Here is a 6,089-nt window from a genome sequence, read left to right as displayed (position 1 = left end):
GACGAGCTGACCACGGCCGAGAGGCTGCCGGCGGCCTTGGGGATCAGACCGTGACGCTCGGCTCGATCACTTCGGTGTCGCGTGGTGGAGTTCGGTGATCGTCACGCTCGTGGCGAATCCGAGGACCGGGTCAGGGGACGGGGAGATGAGACTCTCGTAGAGCGGGCGGTAGTGCGCGATCTTCCGTGGCGTCCGGCCGTCGTTGCCGTGAGAGGCGATCAACTCGCCGCCCAGGGCGGCGAAGCCGGTCATCGCAGTGTGATCGATCCACAGATCCACACCGGACTCGGCGAACATCAGAACCGTCTCCTTGCTGCTGGACCCCGTACGCCAACTGCTGTGCAGCCGGGCCGTTCCGGTCGTCCCACGGGAGTTGTACGAGACGGTGTGCCAGGCGCCGGCGCCGCCATCCGACTCCTGGGCGGATACCAGCGATGTGGGCTCCACGAGACGTGCGAGCACGCTCAGTTGGTTGACCCCCGAGTCCATCCAGCTGGTCCCGTACGAGTCGAAGGCGTGCTGCCCGAGCAGGATGTACGGATCGTAGAAGGCCATGGTGACGCCGGTGACCGGACCCCAGTCGGGATGCGCCGTGATCTGCTCGGCAGCCCAACACACCTCGGGGGAGAAGGCGAAGTGGTGCTCGGTGAAATACCCGGTCCTGGACATCCACCGTGTCGTCCAGGGCCCGCAGCCGGGCCAGCGAGTCGGGATCGTGTACGAGCGGCTTCTCGACCAGCACGCGGGCCGTGGACCGGGAGAGCGCCTCGATTGCCAGCGCACCATGGGTATGGGTGGGCGTCGCAATCACCGCGAGGTCCGGATCGTGCCTCTCCAGGGCCGCGCTGAGCGTCCGGTAATGCGGCGGCTGAGCACCCCGGAAGCCGACCGGCTTACCCGGGTTCGGGTCGACGGTGAACTCCAGGGTGAACCGGTCGTCGTCGGCGAGGACCTGGAGATGTGTCTGCGCGATGACGCCCACACCCACCAGCCCGACCCGCACGCGTTCTCTCACTGCGCCCTCCTCACGAGTTGCTCCCAGCGCCCCAAGGAAGCGGTGGAACCATCGACCCGGTCGACCGCCGGACGTCGGGCGGCGGCCGACTCGGTTCCGTCGATCCACGTGGTGACGATGGGTACCCAGTATGTGTTGCCGCCCGAAGCGCGTGTGCGCTCATCAAGATCGGTGCGCGTACGGCGTGCACGAACTGAGTCGTCCGCCGCGGCGGGACCGGACCGTGGGGCGCCCAGGGAGCGTCAGAGGCCGCCATCGTTGGCGGAGTCGGCGAAGGTGACCATGTGCCGGTGGTACGTGGCGCGTTCAGGATTGGGGAAGCGCACATTGTGGCGGTGGTAGCGGTGGAAGGCGATGATCACTGCCGCGTAGATGATCTCGGTGGGCAGTTCCGTCTGGTCCTCGGCGGACAGCGGCCGCAGGCAGTTGTATCCACGGAGGAGGAGCTGAAGGCGTTCGGGCGACAGACGGCCGTCCGGGCTCTGGCAGAGGCCGACCGCTGCCATGCCGAGGTCGAGCAGGGGATCGTCCAGGGACGCGGTCTCCCAGTCGATGATGGATAGGCCGCCGTCGGCGCGGATGATGAGGTTGTCGGCGAAGAGGTCGCCATGGATCGGGACGCACGGCCTGCGGTGATCTGCTTCATGACGGCTGATCACGGTCAACTGTCCGTCGAGCCAGGCGGCGAAGGCGCGGTCAGGAAGTCTGCGGCGGCCGTCCGATGGGCGCTGTTCAGTCGCCGCGTGCCGACCGGCAGGTCCAGGCCCCCAGGTGGCAAGCCGTGCAGTTGAGCGAGGAGTTCGCCTGCCGCGGGTGTCAGGAAGCGGCTGCTCGAAGCGGCCGGGAATCAGTTCCTTGAGCAAGTACGGCTTGCCGTCCAGGACAGTGATGTCTTCGCCGTCGGTGTGGCGATCACGTGAGCGGTGGGCAGACCCAGATCCGCGAGGGTGTGGGTGATACGTGCCAGGCGCCGGGCGCTGTCTTCGTCGTGATTGTCCAGAGCGGTCAGCACGTACACACGGCCGTCTCTCGGGGTGCTCAGCCGGAAACTGGAGTTCGCCGCGCCCCCCTTCAAGGGCTCGGCGAAAGGCGCGGCGAGCCCGTCGCGCTGAGCCAGTGCGGGCAGATCGAGGTCGTTGATACCGGTGTACGTGGCCACGCTGCACCGTAGCGCTTCGATCGTATGCTCCGGGCCTGGAAACTCATGTCGGTGTCAATGGGCGGCGATGGCGGCCTGTCGGTCAGTGACGATGGCGGCCCAACGGGCGGCGGCGGTGGAGGTGCCGTCGATCCACGTGGCGCGGGGGAGGTCGGGCGGTGGTTCGGTGGCATCGAAGAAGTGGCTGATCTCCACGAGGTAGGCGAACTCGGCTCCGTTGACGCAAGCGCGGAGCTGGGAGCGGGCCGCTTGGAGGCCGGGCTGGTTGCCGAGGACGGCTTGGTGAAAGCAGACGGTGAGCCGTGCGTAGGCCACCGATGAGGTAAGGCCGCTGGCTTGGGCTTCCGCTTCGACCTCGGCCGCGCGGGTGGGCAGTTGGGGATCGGCCCCGGCGTCCCGTAGCAGTTCGGCGATACGGGTCTGGACTACGGCCCAGCGGATACGGGCTCCTTGCAGCAGTTGCTCCGCGAGCTGGATTTGCTGGTCGGCGCGGGCGCGGTCCTGGAAGGCGGCGGCGAAGGCGAGGCAGGCCCGGCTCAAGGCGGCCTCACCGGGGGCGGAATCGGCGGCTTCCCGGCAGGCATCGTCGTAGGCGGAGCAGGCCAGAGCAATGCTGCCCTGGGTCCACCACAGGTCGCCGAGGGTGCGGTGATAGCGGCTGCCGGCGCCGAGTTGTTCGGTGGCGGCCCGTACGGCGGGGAAGTCGCCGAGGCGTCGGGCGAGATGGACCAGGCCGCGGGCGGCCTCACCGGCCAGCGGGCCTGCCCCGGCGGCGACCTGTCGCATACCTGCCGCGGACTCCTGGGGACGGCCCAGATCCCGTTGGCATTCAGCGAGGTAGTAGCGGGCGAGGTCCTGGGCGGGCGGGGGAAGCCGGCCCTCGGCCAGCACGGCGGTGAGCTGGTCGACGGTTTCCTGTCGATGGATGCGCTGGCGTCGTGCGACCGCACCGAGCGTTGTGGCGAGCGCGGCGGCGGGAGAGCCCGACGGGCCGGGCGGCAGTTCGACCGGTTCCCAGATGAAGTCGGCCACGTATTGGTAGGCGGCGTCCACGAGCCAGCCGAGTTCCAGGTCGTGGTCGCGGGCCAGCCGTAGACCCTGAGTGAGACAGGCGACCAGCCGCTGCCGGTCCCCGCCGGGCGGTGGCCGCTCATCGCCCAGGGCGTCGAAGGCCCGCCGCGCCGCACGCTGCCAGTCCGCCGGAGACCAGCGGTCCTCGGCGGTCTGGTCGGCGTCGCGGATCGCCTCGCGGATCAGGTTGTGCAGGTGGTACGGATAGGGGGCAGTCGGATCGGTGTCGATGAAAGGGCGCTCCACCAGTTGCAGGGCGGCGGCATCCTGCGGAAGACCTGCGGCGGCCGTTGCCAGGTCCACCGAGAAGGAGTCCAACAGGCTGACAGTCCGCAGCACTTGGCGCTCGTCGGACGACAGGTCGCGGAAGGTCCGGGCGACCAGAGCCGGGAAGTCGTAGTGGAACTCGTCGGCCTCGGGTTGATGTCCGGTGCGCTGGTACAGGTCGAGATAGCGCATGACGGCCAGATCCAGGTACAGCGGCAGCCCATGGGAACGCCGGACGATCTGGTGACGAGTGTCCGGAGCCATCAGGGGTTGGCCGTCTCGGGTGAGTCGCACGCACAGATAGTGCTCGCAGTCCTGTGCGGAGAGGTAACCGACGCGGTGCTGACGGGGCTCGGCGGTGGCGCCGGGTGCGAGCTGCGGCCACACATGAGATCCGGTCCAGTCGAGTTGGCCGTCGAGACGTTCGTCGTCCCATTGGAGTCGGTTGCGTCCAGTGACGACGAACAGGGCATTGGGCATCAGCCAGGCCGCTCGCTGGATCAGCCGCTCCAGGTCACGGTGGGTGCGATCGCCCACGTCCTCGAAGGTGTCGAGCAACACCACCGGGATTCCCGACTGCTCGGCGGGAAGTTGAGCGAGGTCCCAGGCCAGCAGATGGGAGTAGTACGACAGCGCGTCCAGGTCGGCGTCGGCCTCAAGGAGATCGGCGAGCCGTGCGCAACCGGCCAGCGCCCGCACGCTCTGCCGGTGCTCCCGCAGCGAGCCGACCACCGAACGCAAGGTCTGGCCGACAAGCGCGCCCAATGTGCCGGGCAGGGCGACGGCCTGAGCGATGTCCCCCAGTACGGACTGCACCTGCTCGGGCAGGGCGACCGCGGTGGCGAAGCGGCGCAGGAACCCGTTGCGACGCAGGTACGCCTCCAGCGCTTCGCCCGGGTGATTGACGTCCCAATACCGGCTCAACGCCAGGTCGAATGCGGGCATCGGGCGCCCCAGCCGGCCGATGGTCAGGCGTAACGCCAGCACCATGTCCTCGAAGCCGAGACCGGACTGCCGGGAAAGATCGATCCGCACCGGCAGGAGACGGCCCACCCCATCGGGCACCGATGACCACTGCTCGGTGCTCGGCCCATCCGCGGACAGGTGCTCCTCAAGATGCCGCGAGAACGTCGACTTACCGATGCCACCAACCCCGTAGAAGACCAGCACGTTGCGGCGCGGACACTCGAAGTCCTCGACGCTGAAGGCGGTTTCGCGGATGGCGGCGACGTGCGCGACGAGGCTGCGGGCCACGGCCTTCCACTCGTCCATCCGGTCCGCGAAGACATCCTCGGCGGTCAGATTCTGCTGGTTGGAGCGGAACAGGGAGCGAAGATCCGACCGGGACAACGGCGTTCCCTTCGGGGTCGGCGAGCTGACAGTGTGCACATGGGCACAGTCAGTTTAGGTGCGGCGGGCTGCCCTGCCGAAGGTCCGTGGAGTGCGCCGTCCGGATCAAGCCAGTTCCGGCCTCGCAGGCGGGACAACTGGGAGCCGTTCGGCGATGTCCAGTAGCCCGGACGGCACGTACCCCGTTCCACCTGCGACAAGTGCGCTGTCCGCGGGCCGCTCCTGTGCGGAGGGTGAACGCCCGTGCTACCCCAGGACGGTGGCGATGGCGAGTGCGATCCGCTCGGTCCAGTCGATGGCGTCGGTGACGTCCGCGTCGGTGATCGGGCGGCGTTGCTTGAGACTGCCGTCCACGAGGTCCGCCTCGTGGGCGATCTTGTTGCGGCGGTCGGTGATCGTCAGGTGCTGCTTCTTCACGGTCTGGGCGTTCATCGCGGTCCGGCCGTGGTTCCAGGCGTTGATCTGGACGGCGGCCTTGGCCCAGACGTCCTCCTCGCTGACCAGCTTCAGCGCCTCGCTGATCTTGCGGGGATTTTGGAGCGAGGCGTTGGCCCACTTCGCCTTCACGTGCTCCGAGACGGCGTCGGCGAGGGTCGTCGTACCCCGCCGTACGGCCTCGACCATCTCAAGCGGCAGTTCGAACCTCGTCAGCTGGTACGGCATACCGGGACTGTCCTGCCCGGCCAGTTCCGCCACCCGCCGGTACAACTCCTCGTGGAACCAATGGTCGATGGCGCTGACGGCCTGCACCCACGCGGCGCGGTAGAAGTCCCCGATGTCGAACAGCGGCGACTGGAAGGCGGCCAGGCTCTTGCCGGCCACCACCATCTTCCGGGCGTACTCGATGTTGGTCCTGAACGCCTGGAACTCCCGCGTCTGCGGGTACGGAACTGCCACGGTTCGCCGTCCTTGTGCCTCGCCATGATCCGGCCTCAAGATTCTCGGCGAGGACTGGACGGGTCAACCCGATTCGGGTGCGGTTCGGGGCGGTTGGCTCGATCGCGTCCGTGTCGGTGCGTTCGGCCGTTGCCGGACGCGGGCCCGGAAGGCCGCGGTTCCCGGGGGTCGGAGAAGGGTTCGAGGCGACCGAGAGTTTCCGCCCGGTGCGCCCGCGCGGTCTCGGGGGCGCCGGCCTCGACTGCGGAGGTCGACTGGTGCAATTTCACCTCGCGAGGGTGCCCGGCAATGTCAGTACTGGCGGAGTGGGGTTGTTTGCGCCGTTCGGGG

Annotated in this window: 5 protein-coding genes and 1 pseudogene; all 6 read right to left on the bottom strand. The window is 68.4% G+C overall.

The window, feature by feature from the left end; genetic code table 11:
- Positions 1 to 66 precede the first annotated feature (66 nt).
- The 6 genes and pseudogenes from AC13HU_RS30135 to AC13HU_RS30110 all read right to left on the bottom strand — a co-directional run bounded on the left by AC13HU_RS30135 (position 67) and on the right by AC13HU_RS30110 (position 5,759).
- Positions 67 to 669, bottom strand: coding sequence for a hypothetical protein (locus tag AC13HU_RS30135; protein ID WP_483045142.1), 603 nt, complete (start codon positions 667 to 669; stop codon positions 67 to 69).
- A gap of 25 nt (positions 670 to 694) precedes the next feature.
- Positions 695 to 1,003, bottom strand: a pseudogene (locus AC13HU_RS30130) (Gfo/Idh/MocA family protein); the annotation flags it as partial.
- A gap of 254 nt (positions 1,004 to 1,257) precedes the next feature.
- Positions 1,258 to 1,878, bottom strand: coding sequence for a phosphotransferase (locus tag AC13HU_RS30125; RefSeq protein ID WP_483045141.1), 621 nt, complete (start codon positions 1,876 to 1,878; stop codon positions 1,258 to 1,260).
- Positions 1,863 to 2,174, bottom strand: coding sequence for a hypothetical protein (locus AC13HU_RS30120; protein WP_483045140.1), 312 nt, complete (start codon positions 2,172 to 2,174; stop codon positions 1,863 to 1,865). The genes AC13HU_RS30125 and AC13HU_RS30120 overlap by 16 nt, the downstream gene beginning before the upstream one ends.
- A 54-nt stretch (positions 2,175 to 2,228) precedes the next feature.
- Positions 2,229 to 4,862 carry an ATP/GTP-binding protein gene (locus tag AC13HU_RS30115; RefSeq protein WP_483045139.1) on the bottom strand — a complete coding sequence of 878 codons (2,634 nt, stop codon included), beginning with the start codon at positions 4,860 to 4,862 and terminating at the stop codon, positions 2,229 to 2,231.
- Positions 4,863 to 5,108: 246 nt separating this feature from the next.
- On the bottom strand, positions 5,109 to 5,759 hold the full coding sequence (locus AC13HU_RS30110; RefSeq protein ID WP_483045138.1) for a hypothetical protein: 651 nt from the start codon (positions 5,757 to 5,759) through the stop codon (positions 5,109 to 5,111).
- Between the last annotated feature and the right edge of the window lie 330 nt (positions 5,760 to 6,089).

This window comes from Streptomyces sp. NH27 (genome assembly GCF_056859195.1).
The sequence above is the reverse complement of the archived record's forward strand: the minus strand, read 5'-3'. Positions and strand labels throughout refer to the sequence as shown.

Coding starts and splice junctions, on each gene's coding strand:
- AC13HU_RS30135 (WP_483045142.1), bottom strand. CDS start 669: ATGTCCAGGACCGGGTATTTCACCGAGCACCACTTCGCCTTCTCCCCC.